Annotated in this window: 14 protein-coding genes; 6 read left to right on the forward strand and 8 right to left on the reverse strand. The window is 70.9% G+C overall.

The window, feature by feature from the left end; all coding sequences use genetic code 11:
• Window positions 1–184: 184 nt before the first annotated feature.
• Entirely contained in the window at window positions 185–1,144 is a 960-nt protein-coding gene (locus ACQPZZ_RS00225; RefSeq protein WP_432927783.1) for an alpha/beta fold hydrolase, read from the reverse strand.
• A gap of 638 nt (window positions 1,145–1,782) precedes the next feature.
• Between ACQPZZ_RS00225 and ACQPZZ_RS00230 the strand changes: the two genes are divergently transcribed.
• On the forward strand, window positions 1,783–3,492 hold the full coding sequence (locus ACQPZZ_RS00230) for a cellulose binding domain-containing protein (RefSeq protein ID WP_432927785.1): 1,710 nt from the start codon (window positions 1,783–1,785) through the stop codon (window positions 3,490–3,492).
• Window positions 3,493–3,583: 91 nt separating this feature from the next.
• On the opposite strand, the gene ACQPZZ_RS00235 is transcribed toward ACQPZZ_RS00230, so the two are convergent.
• The 7 genes from ACQPZZ_RS00235 to ACQPZZ_RS00265 form a co-directional block, all read right to left on the reverse strand.
• Window positions 3,584–4,825, reverse strand: a complete 1,242-nt coding sequence (locus ACQPZZ_RS00235) for a glycosyltransferase (RefSeq protein WP_432927787.1) — start codon at window positions 4,823–4,825, stop codon at window positions 3,584–3,586.
• 4 nt (window positions 4,826–4,829) lie between these two features.
• Window positions 4,830–6,524, reverse strand: a complete 1,695-nt coding sequence (locus tag ACQPZZ_RS00240) for a class I adenylate-forming enzyme family protein (RefSeq protein ID WP_432927789.1) — start codon at window positions 6,522–6,524, stop codon at window positions 4,830–4,832.
• Window positions 6,521–7,924: an MFS transporter gene (locus ACQPZZ_RS00245; RefSeq protein ID WP_432927791.1), complete on the reverse strand. Its 1,404-nt coding sequence runs from the start codon at window positions 7,922–7,924 to the stop codon at window positions 6,521–6,523. Before ACQPZZ_RS00245 ends, ACQPZZ_RS00240 begins: the two co-directional genes overlap by 4 nt.
• A gap of 37 nt (window positions 7,925–7,961) precedes the next feature.
• The gene (locus ACQPZZ_RS00250; protein WP_432927793.1) at window positions 7,962–8,426 is read right to left on the reverse strand and encodes a type II toxin-antitoxin system RatA family toxin; all 465 of its coding nucleotides are present in this window, start codon (window positions 8,424–8,426) and stop codon (window positions 7,962–7,964) included.
• Window positions 8,426–9,655, reverse strand: a complete 1,230-nt coding sequence (locus ACQPZZ_RS00255) for an aspartate aminotransferase family protein (protein ID WP_432927795.1) — start codon at window positions 9,653–9,655, stop codon at window positions 8,426–8,428. Before ACQPZZ_RS00255 ends, ACQPZZ_RS00250 begins: the two co-directional genes overlap by 1 nt.
• Before the next feature lie 136 nt (window positions 9,656–9,791).
• Window positions 9,792–10,841, reverse strand: a complete 1,050-nt coding sequence (locus ACQPZZ_RS00260) for an SDR family oxidoreductase (RefSeq protein ID WP_432927797.1) — start codon at window positions 10,839–10,841, stop codon at window positions 9,792–9,794.
• 12 nt (window positions 10,842–10,853) lie between these two features.
• Complete coding sequence (locus ACQPZZ_RS00265; protein ID WP_432927799.1) at window positions 10,854–11,987, reverse strand: acyl-CoA dehydrogenase family protein; 1,134 nt, start codon at window positions 11,985–11,987, stop codon at window positions 10,854–10,856.
• 481 nt (window positions 11,988–12,468) lie between these two features.
• On the opposite strand from ACQPZZ_RS00265, the gene ACQPZZ_RS00270 reads away from it, so the two are divergent.
• The 5 genes from ACQPZZ_RS00270 to ACQPZZ_RS00290 all read left to right on the forward strand — a co-directional run bounded on the left by ACQPZZ_RS00270 (window position 12,469) and on the right by ACQPZZ_RS00290 (window position 20,454).
• Window positions 12,469–16,635, forward strand: coding sequence for a SpoIIE family protein phosphatase (locus ACQPZZ_RS00270; protein ID WP_432927801.1), 4,167 nt, complete (start codon window positions 12,469–12,471; stop codon window positions 16,633–16,635).
• On the forward strand, window positions 16,635–16,937 hold the full coding sequence (locus ACQPZZ_RS00275; RefSeq protein ID WP_432927803.1) for an STAS domain-containing protein: 303 nt from the start codon (window positions 16,635–16,637) through the stop codon (window positions 16,935–16,937). Before ACQPZZ_RS00270 ends, ACQPZZ_RS00275 begins: the two co-directional genes overlap by 1 nt.
• 141 nt (window positions 16,938–17,078) lie before the next feature.
• The gene (locus ACQPZZ_RS00280) at window positions 17,079–18,284 is read left to right on the forward strand and encodes a cytochrome P450 (RefSeq protein ID WP_432927805.1); all 1,206 of its coding nucleotides are present in this window, start codon (window positions 17,079–17,081) and stop codon (window positions 18,282–18,284) included.
• A 52-nt stretch (window positions 18,285–18,336) separates the two neighbouring features.
• Window positions 18,337–18,966 (forward strand): TetR/AcrR family transcriptional regulator, encoded by a 630-nt coding sequence (locus tag ACQPZZ_RS00285; RefSeq protein ID WP_432927807.1) that lies wholly within the window; start codon window positions 18,337–18,339, stop codon window positions 18,964–18,966.
• A 291-nt stretch (window positions 18,967–19,257) separates the two neighbouring features.
• Window positions 19,258–20,454, forward strand: a complete 1,197-nt coding sequence (locus ACQPZZ_RS00290; RefSeq protein ID WP_363635882.1) for an ROK family transcriptional regulator — start codon at window positions 19,258–19,260, stop codon at window positions 20,452–20,454.
• Window positions 20,455–20,480: the final 26 nt, after the last annotated feature.

The raw sequence follows: 20,480 nt of genomic DNA on the forward strand, positions 1-20,480 counted from the left end.
CGTAGCTTTCTCGCGGGAAGAACGCACTTCAGAGTGCGTAAGTCACCCACAGGTGAGAAGAGCCGCAGGCGGCGACGATGATCGCTCGGCGTCGGGCGGGGCCTCCCTCGACTGTCACCCACTCCTCGTCGATCTGCGGCTTGGCGATGTCACCGGCCAGGAGACCGGTCCTGGGCCTGGCCCGTCACTCACCGTGCGCTTGACGTGCGGCCTGCGCGGTGACGCGTTCGATGGCCTTGACGGCGACATCGGGCTGGTCGACGTAGATGTAGTGCTCGCTGTTCTTGGCCGTGCTCAGCTTGCTGTCGCTCGACAGCGCGAGCCACTCGCGCTGGCCCGCGGCCCACGCTTGCTCCAGGCGCGGCCCGTATTCGGGAAGGGCCGCGAGGTACTGCTTCCCGTGCTGGATCACCTCCACCGGGATGTCTCCGGCGGAACGGACCTTGCCGTCGGTCATGACGAGCTTCTCCGGGTTCTCGCCCTGGAACACCGCGAGGTTCTGTGCGCGCAGCTCGGCCGCCGGGCCGGTGGCGGACTCGGGGATCGCCTTCTTGATGTCGTCCAGCATGGTGGGCGGGGTGGCGTCCATCAGGACCAGCCCCTTGACCCTGTCCTGGTGGTCGGGGGCGTACCTCGCGGCGATCAGCCCGCCCAGTGAGTGCCCGGCCAGGACGACCGGGTTGTCACCGGCGACGCGGTCGAGCACCCCCGTCAGGATCTTCCCGGTGCTGGAGAAGCTCTGCGGGCCGTCCGGCTGGTCGCTCGCGCCCGAGCCGAGCCGGTCGTAGGAACAGACCCGGTTCTGCTCGCTCAGTGTCTTCTGGATGGCGGCCAGCTTGTCCAGCCCGTCGCCTGCCCCGTGCATCAGCATGATGACCGGCTTGCCCTTCTTCGGGTCGCCCGAGCAGGACACGTTCACCGACCGGCCCGCGACATGGATCTTCTCGGTGCCGGAGATCGGGGCGGCGTCGGCTGTTTTCGTGGTGGCGGGGGCCATGGGGTCCCAGTTGTCCAACGCGTCGCCGTCGCAGCCGGCGATCCCCGCTCCGAGCGCGGTGCAGCACAGCGCGGCCGCAACGGTTGTCCTGATCCTGCGGAGCATGAGGTCCTCCAGTGAGGGAGTCGACGCCGGGGTGATGCGCACGGCGGTGCGGTGGGAAGTCGCGGAGCGCCGTGGCTGCGTCGTAACGCTACGGATCGGGCGGTCCGAGATCGTCACCGCACAGTGGACATTCACCGGTAGCTCCTGCGGGGGACAAGCGCGGGCCCACAGGGGAGGGCCGCGTTCGCCGCGCTCCGCCGTGCGGGCCCGGACCTGGCGCCCCGGGGGAGTGTCCGACGCGGACTTCGATCGCGGTGATGGCTACCACTGGCGCGGACGTCCGACGCGGCGGCGGTGCGTGCTCGCCGGTCGGTTCGCCGGCATGACCGCTCCTGCCATTCCGGATCCGGTAGCGCAAATCGGCCGGTAGATTCCGGTCTGAAAATTTCACGGTTCAGTAAGACGTTCGCGCAGTTCAGCCGCTCACCGGTCCGCCCTTGCTTGACCCCTGCCAGGGGCGGAACAAAACTCCGCTGGAGTGTTATCTCTCCGCGTGACCACTTGAGCGGTCCGCATCCCATCGCATTCACGTGCCGGTCCATACGAGCAATTGTTAGCGCTAACAACAATAGTGCCGATAACAAGATCAAGGTCTGCCCGATGGCGACGCCACCGGCGCCGTCCGGGCCGACGGGACCGAGAAGGCGCGGGAATGGCACCACCGAGCAGGAGGAGACCTGATGCACGATCAGAAGGAGCCCGTGGGCGGCGAGCGGAAGTTGCTGAGCCGCAGATCCGTCCTGACGACGATGGGGACCCTGCCGGTCCTCACGGCCGCGGCGTCGGTCCTGGGGGCCACGGAGGCCGCGGCGGCCACCGCGACCGTCAATCCGTCCGCGCAGCGTCAGACGATCAAGGGCTTCGGCGGCATGACCCACGCGGCCTGGGCCGGAGACCTGACAGCCGCCCAGCGGGAGACGGCGTTCGGCACCGGCGAGGGCAAGCTGGGGTTCTCCATCCTGCGGATCCCCGTCGGCGAGAGCCAGTCGGACTTCGGTCGTGACCTGGCGACGGCGAAGCGGGCGGCCGAGCTCGGGGTGACCGTTTTCGCGTCGCCGTGGAACCCTCCCGCCAGCATGATCGAGACCTTCAACCGCTCAGGTCAGACCAACGCGAAACGGCTCAGGTACGACCAGTACGCCGCGTACGCCCAGCATCTCAACTCCTTCAGCACATACATGAAGAACAACGGGGTGAACCTGTACGCCATATCCGTGCAGAACGAGCCCGACTACGCGCACGACTGGACGTGGTGGACTTCCACCGAGATGGTCAAGTTCCTGCGGGAGAACGCCGGCTCGATCAACACCAGGGTCATGGCGCCCGAGTCCTTCCAGTACGTCAAGAGCATGTCGGACCCGATCCTCAACGACTCCACGGCGCTCGCCAACGTGGACATCATCGGCGCCCACCTCTACGGCACGCCGTACTCGAACTTCCCCTACCCCCTCTTCAAGCAGAAGGGCGCGGGCAAAGAACTCTGGATGACCGAGGTCTACTACCCCAACAGCACCGACTCGGCGGACACCTGGCCCCAGGCGCTCGACGTGGGCGAGCACATGCACCGCGCCATGGTGGAGGCCGAGTTCCAGGCGTACGTCTGGTGGTACATCCGGCGCAGCTACGGCCCCATGCGGGAGGACGGCCAGATCAGCAAGCGCGGCGCCATCATGGCGCAGTTCGCCAGGTTCGTCCGCCCGGGTTATGTGCGGATCGACGCGACGGCGAACCCGGCGACGAACGTCTACGTCTCGGCGTACCGGAGTGGCAACACCGTCGTCATCGTCGCCATCAACAAGAACACCTCCGCGGTGAGCCAGCAGTTCACCGTGGCGAACGCCGGCTCGGCCGGTGTCTCGTCCTGGGTGACCGACGGGAGCAGGAACGTCGCGCCCCAGGCGGCGACCACCATGTCGAACGGGTCCCTCACCGTCACGCTTCCCGCCCGCAGCATGACGACCTTCGTGACCAGCCTCAGCGGCGGTCAGTCGCCCAGCCCGTCGCCCGTCGTGTCGCCCCCGGTGTCACCCAGCCCCTCGCCCGCCACGTCGCCCAGTGGCGGCACCGGGACGGGGCAGTTCCGGGTCGCCTACACGATGAACTCCTGGGGGGACGGCTTCACCGCCAGCATCAGCATCACCAACACCGGGACCTCGACGGTCAACGGCTGGACGCTGGCCTTCACTCTGCCCTCCGGTCAGTCCATCACCTCGGGCTGGAACGCCACCTACTCGCCGTCCAGCGGTCAGGTGAGCGCGCGCAACGTCAGCTACAACGGCACGCTCGCCCCAGGGGCCACCGTCGACATCGGATTCCAGGCCTCCCACAACGGCAACACCTCCAAGCCGACCTCCTTCACCCTCAACGGCACCCCCTGCGACGTCGTCTGACGGGTATCTGAAACACCCGTGCGGCCCCTCCGGCGCGGGAGGGGCCGCATGCGGACGCGTCAGCGTGCCCGGGCCGGCGGAGAGCCCGTGATCACGCCGTTTTCACCTCGGGGGCCAGGAGCCGCTCGAGGGCGCCGGCGGCGGCCGTCTCGCCTCCGGCGGCGCGGAGCCGGGCGCCGACCCGCTCGGCCTGTCGCTTTCTCGCGATGGCCGCGCGTACGGCCCGGCGGAGGCCGTCGGGGGTGAGCCGGGAGACCGGCAGCCTGGTTCCGGCGCCGGCTTCGATGACGCGGCGGGCGACTTCGAGCTGGTCTCTGCCGAACGGAACGACGCACACCGGTACGCCGTGGAGCAGGGATTTCTGCGTGATCCCCATGCCGCCGTGGCACACCACGGCCGACGCCCGCTTCAACACCAGGCTGTGCGGGACGAACCGTTCGAGATGGACGTTGGCCGGCCGGCGGAACCGGCCGGGGTCCAGGGACGCGGTGGTGACCACCACGTCGTACGGCTCGTCTTCCAAAGCGTCGAGCGCGGTCTGGATGAGCTTGCCGTCGTCCTGGAACACCGTCGAGATCGTGACGAGCACGACGGGCCGCTCCATGCGCGCCAGCCAGTCGGGCTCGGGCTCCCCCGCCGCCGGATCCCAGTCGGCGGGGCCGACCATGCGCACCGAGGCGGGCAGGTGCGTACGCGGGTATTCCAGCGGCTCGGCGGTGTAGCTGAGCACCAGGGGCGCCAGCATGTACAGGTCGGGGACGTGCCTGACCGGGCGCAGGCCGAGCTCGCGGCGCAGGGCGTTGATCGGGGGCAGCGCCATATCGAAGATCGGCAGGGCCGACTTGGCGAGGACGGCGTCCCGCAGCCGGGCCGGCAGGCTGCGGGAGGGCTTCAGGCCGAGGCCGAACGGCGGTGCGTCCGGGGTGGTCAGCGGCAGCAGGAAGGTGGCGGCCTGTGCCCAGGGGACGCCGGACGCCTGCACCGCGGCGGCGGCGCCCCAGCAGTTGTTGTCGATCAGAATCGCGTCGGGCGGCGCGTCCTTCATGGCCCGCTTGATGTCGTCGACCTCGTGCCGGGCGCGGTCGACGAACATGGCCACAGACCGGCGCATGGCGCCGACCGGGGTGCGGGCCTGCCAGGTGTCGTCGGGCCGCGCCTCGATCTCGGGGGCGATCGCCTCGGCGTCGAAGCCGAGCCCGTGCAGGAGGGGAAGGTGGTCCCGCTCGGCCCGGACGACGACCTCGTGGCCGCGGCGGCGCAGCTCCTGCAGGGTGGGGATCAGGGGGTACAGGTGCCCGCTGCCCGGCGCGGTGTAGGCCAGATATCGGCTCATGTCGTCACGTCCAGCGCCCGATGCCGACGGCCTGCGCGCCGTCGAGCAGCTGCTCGCGAAGCTGGACCCGGCGAATCTTCCAGGTGCCGGTCCGTGGGAAGTCCTCCCAGCGGATCTGGATCGGCTCGGCCAGCGGCGGCAGGTCCACCGTGGCCGCGGCCCAGGCCCGGGGCTCGAGCGGGACGTCCTCGTCGGTGCTGAGGACGGGGACGGGAAGGCCGCCCGCGACGGGCAGGACCACGACCTCGGTGGTCTGCGGCAGCCGGTCGAGCAGGACGTCTTCCAGCTCGATCGCACTGCCGCCCGGAATGCGGTCGATCTCTCTGTCGACCAGGCGGACCGCGCCCCACCGGTTGATCACGCCAAGGTCGCCGGTGTTCCACCACACGCCGTTGCGCTTGAGGTCGTGCCGGTCCTGTTCTCCGACATAGGCCAGGCAGCGGCCGGGCTGGGAGATCTCGATCAGGCCGACCTCGCCGTGCCGTACGGGACGGCCGGTCGCGGGGTCGACGGCGCGGACCCTGGCGACGGACGGGAGCGGCCAGCCGAGCACCTGGGTCGGCGGCGGCCGCAGACCGCGCCGCTTGACCGAGCCGCGCAGGTAGGGGCGGATGACCAGGGCGCCGTTCTCGCTCTGGCTCCACGACTGCACCCAGACCGGAGCCCGCCGGTCGGTGGCGGCGAGGAAGGTGCGGATCGTGCGGGTGTGGATCGCGTCGAAGGAGTTGATGAACAGCCGCACGCCGGCGAACGGCCTGGCCGGGTCGCGGGCCAGCTTCTCCCAGAACAGATAGATGTTGGGCAGGGTTTCGACGACGGTCGGCCGGTGCCGCAGCAGCAGGTCCTTGACCGCCGGGGACCTGGGATCCGACAGCATGAGCATGCGCGGGGTGACGGTGGCCATGGCGGGCAGGCCGGTGGTCATGCGCTGGTGGCAGAACGGGTCGCAGAAGACCATGACGTCGTCGGCGCGCAGCCCGAACTTGGGCCAGCGTTCCGCCTCGACCAGAGCCAGCGAGTACGCCGAGTCCGCCGAGTGCATGACCAGCTTGGGGATGCCGGTCGTGCCGGAAGTGTGGGTGATCACCATGGGCTCGTGCGGCGGACGCAGTGCCGGGGCCACGGCCGGAGCGCCTTTCAGGGAGGCGAGCCGGACGAGATCGGGCCGCTCGTCGTAGGAGTCGACGCAGATCGTCATCGCGGTCAGGCCGGCGACGACGTCCGGGCCGATCCCGCAGCTGTCGACGTGGGCGCGGTCGGTGACGAGGAAGGGCCGCTCCAGGCGGGTCAGCAGCGCGCGGGCGGCCTCGGGGCCGAACGTGCCCGACAGCATCGCCGGCACGGCGCCGATGCGCGCGGCGGCGCAGCCGAGCAGGGCGACGTCGAGGTGGTTGGCCTTCATGATGGCGACCCGGTCCCACGCCCGCACGCCCGCGGCGTGCAGCCAGGCCGCCGCCTCGTCCACCAGCGTGGCCCATTCGGCGTACGTGCGCTCGACCGGCCCGTCGGGGTCGATGTCACAGGGCCGGTCCACGATGACCAGCTGGGCGGGGTTGCGCCGGGCGGCCACGTGCCAGACCTCGCCCATGTGCCCGGTGGCCGGGACACGGGAGAAGGGGGTGAAGCGCCTGCGATACCGGGTGGGCGTGTAGTCGGTCAGGAAGCGGGGGATCGTCGGAGGCTCGGTGGCCGAGGTCATGGTCGTCTCTCCAGGTAGGCGTCGGGCTGCTGGTCCGTCTCGGTCGCGGCCTGGTGGAAGTCGCGGCGCCTGATGAGCGCGAGCCCGAACACGGCGCCCACGACCGCGATCCATCCGGCGACGTTCATCACGGCGTTGACCCCCGCGACGGGTCCCGCCGTTCCGGCCTTCGCCAGGGCGGCGATGCCCAGGGCCACGCCGCCCTGCTGGAAGGTCTCGCTCACGCCCGAGGACATCCCGGCCCTCGACAGCGGGACCAGGTCGACCGCGGTGGCGGCGCGTGCCGGGTTGAACAGGCCCATGCCGAGACCGGCGAGCAGCATGCCGGGCAGCAGCGCGGTCCACGGGGAGCCCGTCTCCACGCCGGTCACCAGGAATCCCGCGCCGACGGCAAGGCTGCCGCCGCCGATGAGCAGCGCGGCCGGGATCCGGGCGGCGAACGTCCCCGTCACCGCGGCGGCGACGAACAGCACCAGGGTGAAGGGCAGGAAGCGCAGGCCGGTCTCGAACGAGGTGTGGTGCAGGGTGTTCTGCAGGTAGAGCACCATGAACAGCAGGGCCGCGTAGACGGCGGCGTTCACGGCCACCGTCGCCAGGGACAGACCGGCGAACGACCGGTTGCGGAACAACCCCAGATCGAGCATGGGCTCGGGGCGTGCCCGCTCCACCAGCACGAAGGCGACCAGCAGGACCGCCGCGCCGGCCAGCAGCGTCACGATGAGGACGCTTCCCCAGCCCGCCTCGGCGCCGCGCATGAGCGCGAACACCAGCATGGCCAGCGACGAGGACAGCAGCGCTGCCCCGGGCCAGTCGATACCGCGCCAGTCGATCCGGCCGCCCGCGGCGCGCGACTCCTCGGCGCGCGTCAGCATGACCAGGGCGACGGCCAGGCCGATGGGCACATTCAGCAGGAACACCCAACGCCAGCTGACCTCCGTCAGAGCCCCGCCGATCAACGGGCCGACGGCGACGGCGAGCCCGGTGACGCCGCCGGAGACGCCGAAGGCGATGCCGCGCTCCCGGCCGTGGAAGGCGTTGGCGATCAGGGCGGGCGCGACGGCGTACATCACCGCGCCGCCGACTCCCTGGAACGCGCGGGCCACGTTCAGCACGAGCGGGGCGCCGGCCAGGCCGCACAGCAGGGACGCGGCGGTGAACAGCGCCAGCCCGGCGACGAAGATCCGGCGCCGGCCGAGCCGGTCGGCCAGCGATCCGGCGGTCAGCAGGAACGCGGCCAGAGTGAGCGCGTAGGCGTCGATCACCCAGGCGAGGTCGAAGAAGGTGGCGTGCAACGTCCGCTGGATGTCGGGGAGCGCCACGTTGACCACGGTGACGTCCAGCAGGAGCATGAACGTCGCCATCGACACCGCGCCGAGCATCCACCACCTGTTCGGTCTCATGGCGCCGGCGGGGTGGGTATGAGCCTGGCCCGCATCGTCACCCTCCCACCCCGGCCGGGACGTGGAAGGTGGTCGCCTGGCCGGTGAGGCCCGTCAGGATGCGCTGGAGGTTCTCCACCAGCGTGCGCTCGGCGATCGGGTCGATGATCGGGGCCAGGCTCGGCATGCCCAGGTCGAACTCGGCGTGGAACGCGATCGCGACGTCGCGATCGCGCGGCTCGACCTTCCAGTGGCCGTCAAAGCGCTCGAAGTCGCCGTCGGTCTGGGTGAAGGTGATGGTGCGCTCGACCGGGTCGACGACGTCGCGCTCGGACCAGCGCAGGATTCCGTTGCGGAAGTTCACCGCCCAGTCCGAGTCGAGGACGCCGCCGCCGGCCTGGCGTACGTGGACCTCGCGTACGGCTTCGGTGAACTCGGGGTAGCGCGCGAAGTCGGCCAGCGTCGCGAAGACTGCGTCGGCGTCGGCGGCAGGGACGAGGGCTTCCAGGGTGACCTGTCGCATCAGAACAGTCCTTTCACGGCGGCGGAGGCGTCGGCGAAGGCGGTCAGCAGCCAGGTGACGTCGGTGTCGGTGAGGATGGCGGGCGGGGTGAGACGGATGACCTTGTGCGCGTTGAGGCTGTGATTGACCAGCACACCCCTGTCCAGCAGCTCCAGCATGTAGGCGCCCGCCACGTGCTCATCGCGTGTCTCCAGGCCGATGAGCAGCCCCGCGCCGCGAATGCCGGTGACCAGCGCGGGGGCGATGCTGCGCAGTCCGTCGAGCAGGGTCTGTCCCAGGACGGCGGCGCGGTCGACCAGGTTCTCGGCGGCGATGGTCCGCACCGCGGCCAGGGCGGCGGCCATCGCGATGGGCGAGGCGGCGAAGGTGGAGGTGTGCAGGAACGGGTCACGATCGAAGGGCGCGTAGGCGGCGTCGGTGGCCACCATCGCGGCGACCGGCACCACTCCGCCGGACAGGCCCTTGCCCACGAGCAGGATGTCCGGGGTGACGGCTTCGCGGTCGGCCCCCCACCAGCGGCCGAGCCGGCCCAGCCCGGTCTGGATCTCGTCCAGCACGAAGAAGGCGCCCTGTGCGCGGCAGATCCGCTGGACGTCGGTGAGGTAGCCGTCCGGCGGGATGTTCACGCCGCCCTCGCCCTGTATCGGCTCCAGCACCACGCAGGCGTCCGGCCCGACCACGCCCGCCAGCGCCGCGGCGTCGCCGTACGGCACGTGCGTCACCTCGGGCAGCAGCGGCCGGAACGGCGCCTGGTAGAGCTCTTTGGCGGTGAGGGCCAGCGCACCCGTGGTCTTGCCGTGGTAGCCGTCGACGGCCGAGATCAGCCGCGTCTTGCCGTGGGCGCGGGCCAGCTTGATGGCGGCCTCGGTGGCCTCGCTGCCGGAGTTGACGAAGTGCGTCCGGTTCAGGCCGGGCGGGGTGACCGCGGCCAGGGCGGCGGCGGCCTCGCCCGCGACCGGTTCCAGCAGCAGCCGGGTCGCCATGGGATGGGTACGGACCTGCGCGACGACGGCCTCCACCACGGCCGGGTGGGTGTGACCGAGCAGGAAGACGCCGTACCCGCCGCAGTCCAGAAACCGCCGGCCGTCCGCGCCGAAGACGTGCGCGCCGTGGGAGGAGAGCTCCACCTGGCCGCCGGTCATCTCCGCCAGCCGGGCGCGGCCCCTGCTCAGGTGGCGCCGGTAGAGGTCGAGCACGGCGGTCGCGGAGCCCTCCGCCTGGATGGTCATGCCGGCACGCCTAGCTGAGAGCCCTCATGCGTGCGGCCCTCATGCGTGCGGCCCTCATCCGTGTGGCTCTCATCCGTGCGGCCCTCATGCGTGCGGCCCTGGCCCGCGGCGGGCGACGGCGGAACGCGGACCGGCTTCACGCCGCCACCTCGCTGTCCCGCAGCAGGCCCTTGGCCTGCGCGTAGTGGCGCAACGAGGCGACGAAGGCGTCCCGCAGGGCGGAGGTGGACGGTGCGACGATGCCGGGCACGCGGTCGCACGAGCTCTCGAACGGCTGCGGAGTGCAGAACAGCGCGGTCATCGCCAGCATGTCGTCGAATCGGCGGCGCTGCCATTTGGGCAGCGGGTCGATGAAGACCGGGCGGATCAGCCGGTCCACCATGTCCTGGGAGACCAGCCGGGGCGCGTTCAGCTCCAGGCCGAAGCCGCGGCCGGTCTCCAGGGCCAGCTCGACCATCTGATCCACGGTGAGTGCGGCCTCGCCCGCCGTGATCCAGAAGTCTCCGTCGGTGACCCCGGCCCGCAGCAGCCCGGCGACGGCTCCGGCGATCAGGTCCTGCGGGAGGAAGTCGATCCGGGAGCCGGGCTGCAGGGGGAGCAGGGGCAGGGCGTTCTTGAACACCGCGCCCGCGATGCCGTGCAGGCCCTGGAACTGGGCGATCCGCCCGGTGGCCGAGTCGCCGATGACCACGCTCGGGCGGATGACGGTGGCGGGCACACCGGAGTCGCGGACCAGCCGTTCCGCGGCCCGTTTGCTGTCCAGGTAGACCTCCGGGCGCGCGGTGCCGCCGTCGTCGCGGGCCAGCTCGGTGCGCGCCACGAACGCGGTGCTGATGTGGTGAAGGGGCACGCCCGCCCGCTGGGCCAGGGCGATCACCTCCCCGGTGCCGCGCACGTTGACGTCGTACGTCGCGTCCTTGCCCGCGCCGAACGCGGTGACCGCGGCGCAGTGGACGATCGCGTCGACCCGGCGGACGAGTTCGTCGTACTCCTCGCGATCCAGCCCGAACCTCGAAAGGGTCAGATCGCCGCGGATGCTGAGCACATGGGGGCCGGTCACCGCCCTCTTGTGGGTCAGGCAGATGACGTTGTGGTCGCCGAGCTCGGTGAGCAGCGCCTGGCCGACGACGCCGCCGGCGCCGGTCAGCAGGACGGTGGGGCGGGCCGTGAAGTCGATGCCCGACATCGGATTCTCCCTTCAGGCCACGCGTAAGGGCTGGCCCGCGAAGTAGTCACACAGCTGCTGGGACATGCGCGTGCGGGACGGCGGGTGGAACATCAGCGCGGTGGAGGCCGCAGACAGATAGGCCACGTCGCCGGAGCCGATGTAGGCCATGCCTCCCAGCAGTTCGGTCGCACGACGCGCGATGCGGCCGATGGCGTCCTGGACGGCGTAACGGGCGCACAGCGCCGTGGCGAACATGTCCTGACCGCGCTCGCCGTCGCCCATCGCCCTGGCGACCCCCTCCAGGGTGGTCATGGCCGCCTCCGCCTCGACGACCAGAGCGGCCCGTTCGACGGCGTCGGCCTTGCCGGCCGCCAGCACCCGCTCGGCCAGCGCGCTGGCCACGCCGAGGTAGGAGGCGCTCACCAGCAGCTCGAACCACAGGAACGTGCCGCTCTGCAGGTCATCGAGCCGCTGGTCCTCGGTGGTGTTGTCGGTCATGACGACCAGATGCCGCGACACTTCGACGTCCTTGAGCACGACCTCGTCGCTCTCGGCTCCGGCGAGCACGAAGCTGTTCCAGAACGGCCGGATCTCGATGCCGGGGCTGCCCGCCGGGATGAGCACGACGGCGAGCCGGTCGCGGCCCTCGTCGTCGGTGACCGCCACCGAGGCCGTGAGCATGTCCATGGAGCGCGACAGGGTGCAGGGCTTCTTGGAACCGGACACGACCAGGTTGTCGCCGCGCCGTACGGCCCGCAGGGCCGGGGACAGGATCGCGGCGCCGGTGCGGCCCTCGGCGAAGCCGGAGGCCAGCAGCAGGTTCTCCCGGGCGACGGCCTCGAGCAGCATCCATTCGAAGCCGGTGCTGGTCTGGCTGACCTCGACGAGGCCGGCGACGGAGAAGCCGTGCATGGTGGCGGCGATCGCGAGCGAGGGAGAACGGCTGCCCAGGGCCCGCTGGACGCGGATCGCCTCCACCGGTGTGGCGCCCAGGCCGTGATACTCGGCCGGCACCAGCAGTTTCGGACCGCCGGCGGCCTTGAACGCGGGCAGCCCCGGGTTGCCGGGCCGTTCCAGATCGGCCAGCGGGATGGTGGCGAGCACGTCGTCGAGGCCGGGCATGAATCGCTCCAGCGCCGCCCGCTCTTTCGCCATGAACTCCATGGGTTCCCCTCCTCAGGTAACCCCTGACGGCCTACATGGAGGAGGCCGTGCAGCACTCACCGGCAAGGAAAACGTATTTCCGCCCTTATGTGAGGGGAATGAAAGTAAGGAGAATGAAAGCTGTTAAGAACGCCGGAAGCGGACGCCCTCCGCGGTATGCCGTAGGGCACCGGCGGCCCTCCGATCCTCCCCGCCGGTGTCGCGAGGGCGGCGTCCGCGTGCGGCGAGCACGACCTGCAGGGCCATGTCATGCTCGCCATCCTGATCACCGGTGTCCGCCCGTTCGGTCTGGCGTCCCACGTGGTCTTACGTGCCTTCGCGTGGGGGGATTTCCGGTACATCCACATTGACCTGCCAGGAGTATCCTGCTGCGCACGTGTCCGACCTCTCCCACGCCTTTGTGGGGCCCGCCGCGCGGCAGCGGCACGGTACGGAGGCCGGCGCGGGTGGGCTGGGCTCGGCGTGGACGAAGGGGTGTCAAGTGACGCGCTGTGAGGACGCTGAGCAGGGGCCGTCGCCGTCGGCCGGTGCCGGAGTGTTCGCCGCCGACGACGAGATCGGCCGGGATCTGGCGTTGGTGGACTGGCGGGCGACGCCGCTAGGGCCGCCGGAGGAATGGCCGCAGAGCCTGCAGACGGCGGTGAGCATCCTGCTGTCGTCCCGCTTTTCCATGTGGATGGCGTGGGGACCGCAGCTGACGTTCTTCTGCAACGCCGCCTACCGTCGTGACACGCTGGGCCGGAAATACCCGTGGGCGCTGGGCCGGCCCGCCAGTGAGGTGTGGGCGGAGATCTGGGACGACATCGGCCCGCGGATCGAGGCCGTGCTGGCCACGGGGAAGGCGACCTGGGACGAGGCGCTCCTGCTGTTCCTGGAACGGGCGGGCTACCCGGAGGAGACCTACCACACCTTCTCCTACAGCCCCCTCCGGGACGACTCCGGCACCGTGGTCGGCATGCTGTGCGTCGTCAGCGAGGACACCGAGCGGGTCATCGGTGAGCGGCGCATGGCGACCCTGCGGGACCTCGGCTCCGATCCCAGCGTGGTCCGCACCGAGCAGGAGATGCTGGCCTTCGCCTGCCGCCAACTCGGCCGCAACCAGAAGGACCTTCCGTTCACGTCGACCTACCTCTTCGAGGACGGCGGCGGGGCGCGGCTGGCCGGGGTGACCGGGATCCCGGCCGGGCATCCGGCCGCTCCCCTCACCCTGCCGGCCGACGACCCGGACTCGGTGTGGCCCGCGACGACGCTGGCCCGGGGAGAGCCGGTGCTCGTGCCGCTCGACGGCTCCCCGTTCGCCGCTCTCCCGGCCGGAGACTGGCCGGAGCCGCCCGCGCAGGCGCTGGTGGTTCCGCTGCTGCAGCAGGGCAGCGCGCCGTACGGGTTCCTCGTGGCCGCGCTCAACCGGTATCGCTCCGTGGACGACAGTTATCGCGGGTTCGTCGAGCTGGCCGCGGGGCATGTCGCGGCGGGTGTGGCGAGCGCGCGCAGCTACCAGGCCCAGCAGCGGCGGGCGGAGGAACTGGCCGAGCTCGACCGTGCGAAGACCGTCTTCTTCTCCAACATCAGTCACGAGTTCCGCACGCCGCTGACCCTGATCATGGGACCGGTGGAGGAACTGCGCGGCCGTCTGCAGGGAGCAGACCCGCAGGTGCGCGAGGAGCTGGAGGTCATCCGCCGCAACGGGTTGCGGCTGGGCAAGCTGGTCAACACCCTGCTGGACTTCTCCCGTATCGAAGCCGGCCGGATGCAGGCCAGCTACGAACCGGTCGACCTGGCCGTGGTCACCGCCGAGCTGGCCAGCCTCTTCCGCTCCGCCATCGACAAGGCAGGCCTGGACTTCCGGGTCGACTGCCCTCCCCTGGACGAGCCGGTGTACATCGACCGCGGCATGTGGGAGAAGGTGGTGCTCAACCTGCTCAGCAACGCGCTGAAGTTCACCTTCGAGGGGGGGATCGGCGTCGAGGTGCGCGGGGAGGGCACCCACGCGGTGGTGACCGTCACGGACACGGGCATCGGCATCCCGGCCGGCGAACTGCCGCGGTTGTTCGAGCGGTTCCACCGCATCGAGAACGCCCGCTCGCGGTCCAACGAGGGAAGCGGTATCGGACTGGCCCTCGTGCAGGAGTTGATCGGCCTGCACGGCGGCACCATCACCGCCGACAGCGCCGAGGGAGAGGGCACCCGCTTCACCATCCGCCTGCCGTACGGCTCCGCGCACCTGCCCGACGAGGCGATCGCGACGGCCGGCACCGGCGCCGGCTCCACCGCCGCGGACCCCTACGTCGAGGAGGCGCTGCGCTGGCTGCCGGGGGACGACACCGGAGAGGCGGCCGGCGACCCGGTGGGCATGCCGTCGCACTCCCCCGCGCGATCCGGGGGCTCGGCCGCCCCGGCGCGTGTGCTGGTCGCCGACGACAACGCCGACATGCGCGGATACCTCGTCCGGCTCCTCAAGGGCGCCGGCTACCTCGTGAACACCGCCGGCGACGGGCAGGAGGCTCTGGAGGCCATCCGCGCCGACGTCCCCGACCTCGTGGTCAGCGACGTCATGATGCCTCGCATGGACGGCCTGTCCCTGGTCGCGGCGCTGCGGGCCGACGCGCGCACCGCGGCCGTCCCCGTGGTGTTGCTGTCGGCCCGGGCCGGCCAGGAGGCGTCCATCGAGGGTCTGCAGGCCGGAGCCGACGACTACCTGGTCAAGCCCTTCGCCGCGGCGGAGCTGCTCGCGCGGGTGCGGGCCACCATGGACATGGCGCGGCTGCGCCAGCACCAGGCGCGCTGGCGCACCGCGCTAGTGGACTCCATGCAGGAGGCGTTCTTCGTCTGTGACGAGAACGGCGCCGTCGTCGAGATCAACAGCGCGTTCACCGACATCCTCGGCTACGGCCCCGAAGGCCTGCCCTACACGCCGATCCATCCGTGGTGGCCGGACGCCGCCACCGATCCCGAGGCCCATGAGCAGGCTGGAGACGCCTTCAGCGGCCTCGTCGGGCCCGGCCAGGGCAGCTACACGATTCCCGTCACCCACCGCGACGGGCATCGGTTGTGGGTCAGCGTCACCTTCAACAAGGCGCAGGATCCCGACACGGGGCGTGAGGTTGTCGTCGGCACCTTCCGCGACGTCACCGCCGAGCACTACGCCATCCAGCGCGAGAGCGCCCTCGCCTCGCTGAGCACCAGCCTGTCGCAGGCCGCGAGCCTGTCCGACGCGCTGACCGGCGCCCTGCGCCAGCTGCGGGACCTGTGGCGCGCCCGGTCCGTGCTGGCCGCGGTCTTTGATCACGACGGGGAGGCGGCGACCCTGACCGCCTCCGGCGCGTCCGTGGACTGGCAGGGCCTGCCGGCCGGACACCGTCGGATGCTCGCCGGCTTGCTGCGGCGGCCTCTGCTCACCCCGGTGGCCGACGAGAGTGGGGCCGGCATCCTTCTCGAGCATCCCGACGGCCCGATGGCGCTGTGGATCGATCCGGGCGACCGGCCTTTCACGAGCGAGGACCAGTTGCTGTTGTCGCTGCTGGCCGGCCGTCTCGCGCAGGGACTGGTCCGCGCCCACCAGATCGACCAGCAACGCGAGACCGCGATCGCGCTGCAGCGCGCCATCCTCGGTCCGGCCCAGCTTCCCGAAGGGTTCGCCGTACGCTACGAGCCCGCCACCCGGCCGCTGGAAGTCGGCGGCGACTGGTACGACACCGTCGCCCTGCCCGGCGGACGCATCGGCATCGTCGTCGGCGACTGTGTCGGGCGGGGAGTGGAAGCCGCCGCCGTCATGGGACAACTGCGCAGCGCCTGCCGTGCGCTGCTGCTGCAGGACGACAGCCCGGCCCGCGTGCTCATGGCCCTGGACCAGTTCGCCGCCGGCGTCACCGGCGCCAAGTGCACCACCGTCTTCTGCGGCGTCCTCGACCCGGAGACCGGGCACCTGTCCTACTCCAGCGCCGGGCATCCGCCGGGCATCCTCGCTCACCCCGACGGCAGCACCGGCCTGCTCGACGGCGGACGTTCCGTTCCCCTGGCCGTCCGCCCGGGCGCGACCCGGCCGGAGAGCGAGACGGTCATTCCCGCGCGAGCCACGCTCATGCTGTACACGGACGGGCTGGTCGAACGCCGTCGCCGGCCTTTGTATACGGGCATCGACCAGGCCAGCCAGGCCGTACAGGACGGGCGGAACGTTGCCGTCGACGACCTCGCCACGCAGGTGATGATCCGGCTGGCGCCCGCCGACGGCTACGACGACGACGTCGCTCTGCTGCTCTATCGGCACCCGGCCCCGCTGGAGATGACCTTCCCGGCCGAATCGTCCCAGCTCGCGCCCGTCCGCAAGGCCCTGCGCAGCTGGCTCGGTCAGTGCGACCTACCCGCTCAGATCGTGCAGAACATCCTGGTCGCCGCGGGCGAGGCGTGCGCCAACGCCATCGAGCACGGCCATCGCCACGCTCCGGGGGACGCGGTGCGTCTGCGGGCCGAGGCGTCCGTCGACAGACTGCGCCTCGTCGTCGCCGACAGCGGCCGCTGGAAGTCCCCGCAGCCGGAGGCGAACGCCCACCGCGGCCGCGGCGTCGCTCTCATGCGCGCCATGATGCAACAGGTCACCATCACCCCCGGCCCGTACGGCACGACCGTCGACATGCAGATGAGGATCGCCTGATGACCACGCCCCTCACTCTCACCCCCGGGGTCGGCCCCGACGGCGCCGCTCTCCTGACGGTCGCCGGTGAGATCGACATGAGCAACACCGGCACCCTCGCCGCCGCGCTCGACCGCACCCCGGGCCCCCTGATCCTCGACCTGACCTCCGTCGACTATCTCGACAGCGCGGGCCTGAGCGTGCTGTTCGACCACGCCGAACGCATCACTCTCATCGCCAACCCCCTGCTGACACCCGTCCTGACCGTGTCGGGACTCGCCGGCCTCGCCACCGTCCACGACGGCGACCCCGGCCTCGGGTAGGGCGGGCGTTTCTCCCGGCCACACCGCCTCGCGCGGATGCGCTCTCCTTTGCTTGATCTCTTTACACGAGTCATGTGATAGTTGACTATCAAGTGGCGACTCGACGGCTCGTGGTGAACGACGATCCGCTCTGGAGGCATCATGACCACTGCCGAACCCCGGACCTTCCCCTTCGGGGAGCTGAACCGGCTGGAAGTGGACCCGCTCTTCTCCCGGTTGCGGCAGGAGGAACCGCTGTGCCGGGTCCGGCTGCCCTACGGGGAACCCGCCTGGCTCGCGACCCGCTACGAAGACGTCAAGGTCGTGCTCGGCGACGCGCGCTTCAGCCGGGCCGCGGCGATCGGCCGCGACGAGCCGCGGATGCGGCCCCACCGGTCCCGCTCCGGGAGCATCCTCAGCTTCGACCCGCCCGAGCACAGCAGGCTGCGCCGACTGGTGTCGAAGGCGTTCACCGTCCGGCGGATCGAGCTCCTGCGGCCACGGGTCCAGGAGATCGCCGACGGTCTCGTCGGCGCGATGCTGGCCAAGGGCGCCCCGGCCGACCTCGTCGAGGACTTCGGCCTGCCGCTGCCGATCACGGTCATCTGCGAGTTGCTGGGGGTGCCCGTCGAGGATCGGGTGGACTTCCGCACCTGGTCGGACGCGCTCCTGTCCACCACGCGCTTCACCCCGGAGCAGGTGGCGCACAGCATGGTCCTGCTGCGGGAGTACATGGCCGGGCTCATCGCCGAGCGCCGGCAGACCCCGAAGGACGACCTGCTCAGCGCGCTCGTCGCGGCCCGCGACAACGAGGAGCGGCTGTCGGAGGAGGAGATGCTGTCGCTGGCCGAGGCGCTGCTGGTCGCCGGTCACGAGACCACGGCCACGCAGATCCCGAACTTCGCCTACGTGCTGCTCACCCACCCCGAGCAGCTCGCGGCGCTGCGCGCGGACCTCGACCTGATACCCCGGGCGGTCGAAGAGCTGATGCGCTTCGTCCCGCTCGGAAGCGGCGCCTCCATCGCCCGCTACGCGCTGGAGGACGTCGAGCTGGGCGGCGTCACGGTGCGCGCCGGTGAACCTGTGGTCGTGAGCCTGGTGTCGGCCAACCGCGACGAGTCGGTCTACACGAACCCCGAGGAGCTCGAACTCGACCGGCAGCAGGCCTCGCACGTGGGATTCGGGCACGGGGCGCACCACTGCCTCGGCGCCCCGCTCGCGCGAATGGAGCTGCAGGTCGCCCTGCGTACCCTGCTCACGCGGCTGCCGGGACTCCGCCTCGCGGGCTCCGAGGACGACGTCGTGTGGAAGACGGGGTTGTCCACCCGGGGCCCCGAGCACATGCGTGTGACGTGGGACGGGCCCTGACGGGCGTACCGGGATAACCGATAGCCGCCTATCGATTGGTTATCCTGCGGCGGTGACCACCGGGACCTCGCGGCGGCTGCGCGCCGATGCCGCACGCAACTCCGGCAGGATTGTGCGCGCGGCCCGGGAGGTCTGGACCGAGCAGGGGCCCGACGCCCCGCTCGAGGACATCGCCCGCCGCGCCGGTGTCGGCATCGCGACGCTCTACCGCCATTTCCCCGACAAGGCGGGCCTGGTCAGGGCCGCACTCGACCAAAGCTTCGCCGAGGACATCGCCCCCGCCATCGAACAGGCGCTCGGCGACGACGATCCACGGCGCGGTCTGGCCGGCGTGCTCGAGGCGGCGATGTCCACGGTGGCCCGCGAACACAACACCCTGGCGGCGGCCAGGAACTCGGGCGCCATCACCGCGGAGGCCGGCGGCCCGTTCGTCGAGTCGCTGACCCTGCTGGCCCGGCGCGGGCAGCAGGCCGGTCTCATCCGTGCCGACCTCGTCCCCGACGACCTGCTCAGGATCATGGTGATGCTGATGGGCGTGCTGTGGACGATGGATCCCGGCAGCGACGGCTGGCGGCGCTACCTCGAGCTCATCCTCGACGCCCTGTCCCCTGACGCGGCCTCTCCGCTGGCGGCCGCGGTGCCGCTCAAGTCACCGCGGACGCGGGGCGGCTGGCCCGTGTGACGAGGTGAGCCTGCCGAGGGCCGCGGCCGAGGGGTGGACCGGCGAGAAGATCACGCCCCGCCCCTGACGGGCAGGCCCGACGTCGTCGACTCTCCCCGTCCGTCACCGCCGTGGAAACGGGCGAGCCGCGGGTCCGGGGCCGGCTCGCCCAATGAAAGTTTCATTACGGACGGCACCCGGGGCCTGACCGGACTTCTCCGAAATCCTTCTCGAATGAGTGGGGTCGAATTCGAGTCGCGGCCGTGTTCCCGTAGTGATGGATGAGGCGTCGTCCGATGAGAAACTTGGGGAGTGGAGACCTCGGTGCCAGGTCGAGCCGAAACCCGGCTACAGGCCAAAATACTTATGCGATTGCGTGACGCCGGACCGCAATCTCGCATTCAGCTGTCGGAACACTTCGAAGTGTCACGTACGACGATCGGGGCGGAACTCGGCCGGCTCGCGGCGCTTCAACTCGTCGAGGAAATCGGACCGGCCGCATCGCGTGGAGGCCGCCGCTCGACCGTCATCGACTTCACCGGGCTGATCCGGTTCGTCGGCATAGCCATCGGCGTGACCTCGGTCTCCACCGCGGTCACGGATGGCCGGCTGAGAGTCCTCGCGTTCGAGCGCACCGAATGCGACGTACGACAGGGCCCCGAGGCCGTGCTCGAACTCGCCGTTGAACAGAGTCGCCGGCTGCTCGCGAAATCGGGAGTGGACACACCGCTCGGAGTCGGCGTCGGCGTGCCCGGCCCGGTGGACTTCTCACGCGGTATCTCGGTGTCGCCGCCAATCATGCCGGGATGGGACGGTTATCCGGTCCGCGGTCTCCTCGACCGGCAGTTCGATTGTCCGATCGTATTGGACAACGATGTCAATGTAATGGCCCTGGGCGAACAGCACGCCGGTGCGGCGAGCACCGCGGACAACTTCCTGTTCGTCAAGGTCGGGACGGGCATCGGCTGCGGAATCGTAGCAAAGGGTGAGCTCTATCGCGGCATGGACGGATGCGCGGGGGATATCGGGCATATACCGGTCGCCGACTCCGTGGAAGTCTGCGCCTGCGGCAACACGGGATGTCTGGAAGCGTCCTTCGGTGGCGACGCGCTGGCTCGCGACGCCCTCGCCGCGGCCCGGTCGGGGCGCTCACCCCTGCTCCGGGAGCTCCTCGACCGCGAGGGCACGCTGACCGCCGCCCACGTCGGCGAGGCGGTCGCCGCCGGCGACCCGGCGTCCGTCCAGATGGTGCGCGACGGCGGACGGCGCGTCGGCGAGGTGCTGGCGGGCCTGGTGTCGTTCTTCAACCCGAGCCTCATCGTGCTGGGGGGTGGGCTCACGCTGCTGGGTCACGTCCTGCTCGCCGAGATCCGCGGCGCGATCTACCGGCGTTCGCTGCCCCTCGCGACCAGGAATCTGCCGATCACGATGAGCGACCTCGGCCCGCAGGCCGGTGTGATCGGTGCGGCCAGGCTGGTGAGCGAGGAGATCTACCGGTCGCCCCGGTGATCGCCGCGCACCCCGGTCTTTCGCCG

The sequence above is a fragment of the Microbispora sp. CA-135349 genome, from assembly GCF_050947365.1.
Lineage (GTDB): Bacteria > Actinomycetota > Actinomycetes > Streptosporangiales > Streptosporangiaceae > Microbispora.

What these genes read in the sequence shown, in the direction of transcription:
- ACQPZZ_RS00240 (WP_432927789.1), bottom strand. Translation starts at nt 6,524, where the DNA reads ATGACCTCGGCCACCGAGCCTCCGACGATCCCCCGCTTCCTGACCGAC.
- ACQPZZ_RS00265 (WP_432927799.1), bottom strand. Translation starts at nt 11,987, where the DNA reads ATGGAGTTCATGGCGAAAGAGCGGGCGGCGCTGGAGCGATTCATGCCC.
- ACQPZZ_RS00275 (WP_432927803.1), top strand. Translation starts at nt 16,635, where the DNA reads ATGACCACGCCCCTCACTCTCACCCCCGGGGTCGGCCCCGACGGCGCC.
- ACQPZZ_RS00230 (WP_432927785.1), top strand. Translation starts at nt 1,783, where the DNA reads ATGCACGATCAGAAGGAGCCCGTGGGCGGCGAGCGGAAGTTGCTGAGC.
- ACQPZZ_RS00250 (WP_432927793.1), bottom strand. Translation starts at nt 8,426, where the DNA reads ATGCGACAGGTCACCCTGGAAGCCCTCGTCCCTGCCGCCGACGCCGAC.
- ACQPZZ_RS00280 (WP_432927805.1), top strand. Translation starts at nt 17,079, where the DNA reads ATGACCACTGCCGAACCCCGGACCTTCCCCTTCGGGGAGCTGAACCGG.
- ACQPZZ_RS00245 (WP_432927791.1), bottom strand. Translation starts at nt 7,924, where the DNA reads ATGAGACCGAACAGGTGGTGGATGCTCGGCGCGGTGTCGATGGCGACG.
- ACQPZZ_RS00235 (WP_432927787.1), bottom strand. Translation starts at nt 4,825, where the DNA reads ATGAGCCGATATCTGGCCTACACCGCGCCGGGCAGCGGGCACCTGTAC.
- ACQPZZ_RS00260 (WP_432927797.1), bottom strand. Translation starts at nt 10,841, where the DNA reads ATGTCGGGCATCGACTTCACGGCCCGCCCCACCGTCCTGCTGACCGGC.
- ACQPZZ_RS00255 (WP_432927795.1), bottom strand. Translation starts at nt 9,655, where the DNA reads ATGACCATCCAGGCGGAGGGCTCCGCGACCGCCGTGCTCGACCTCTAC.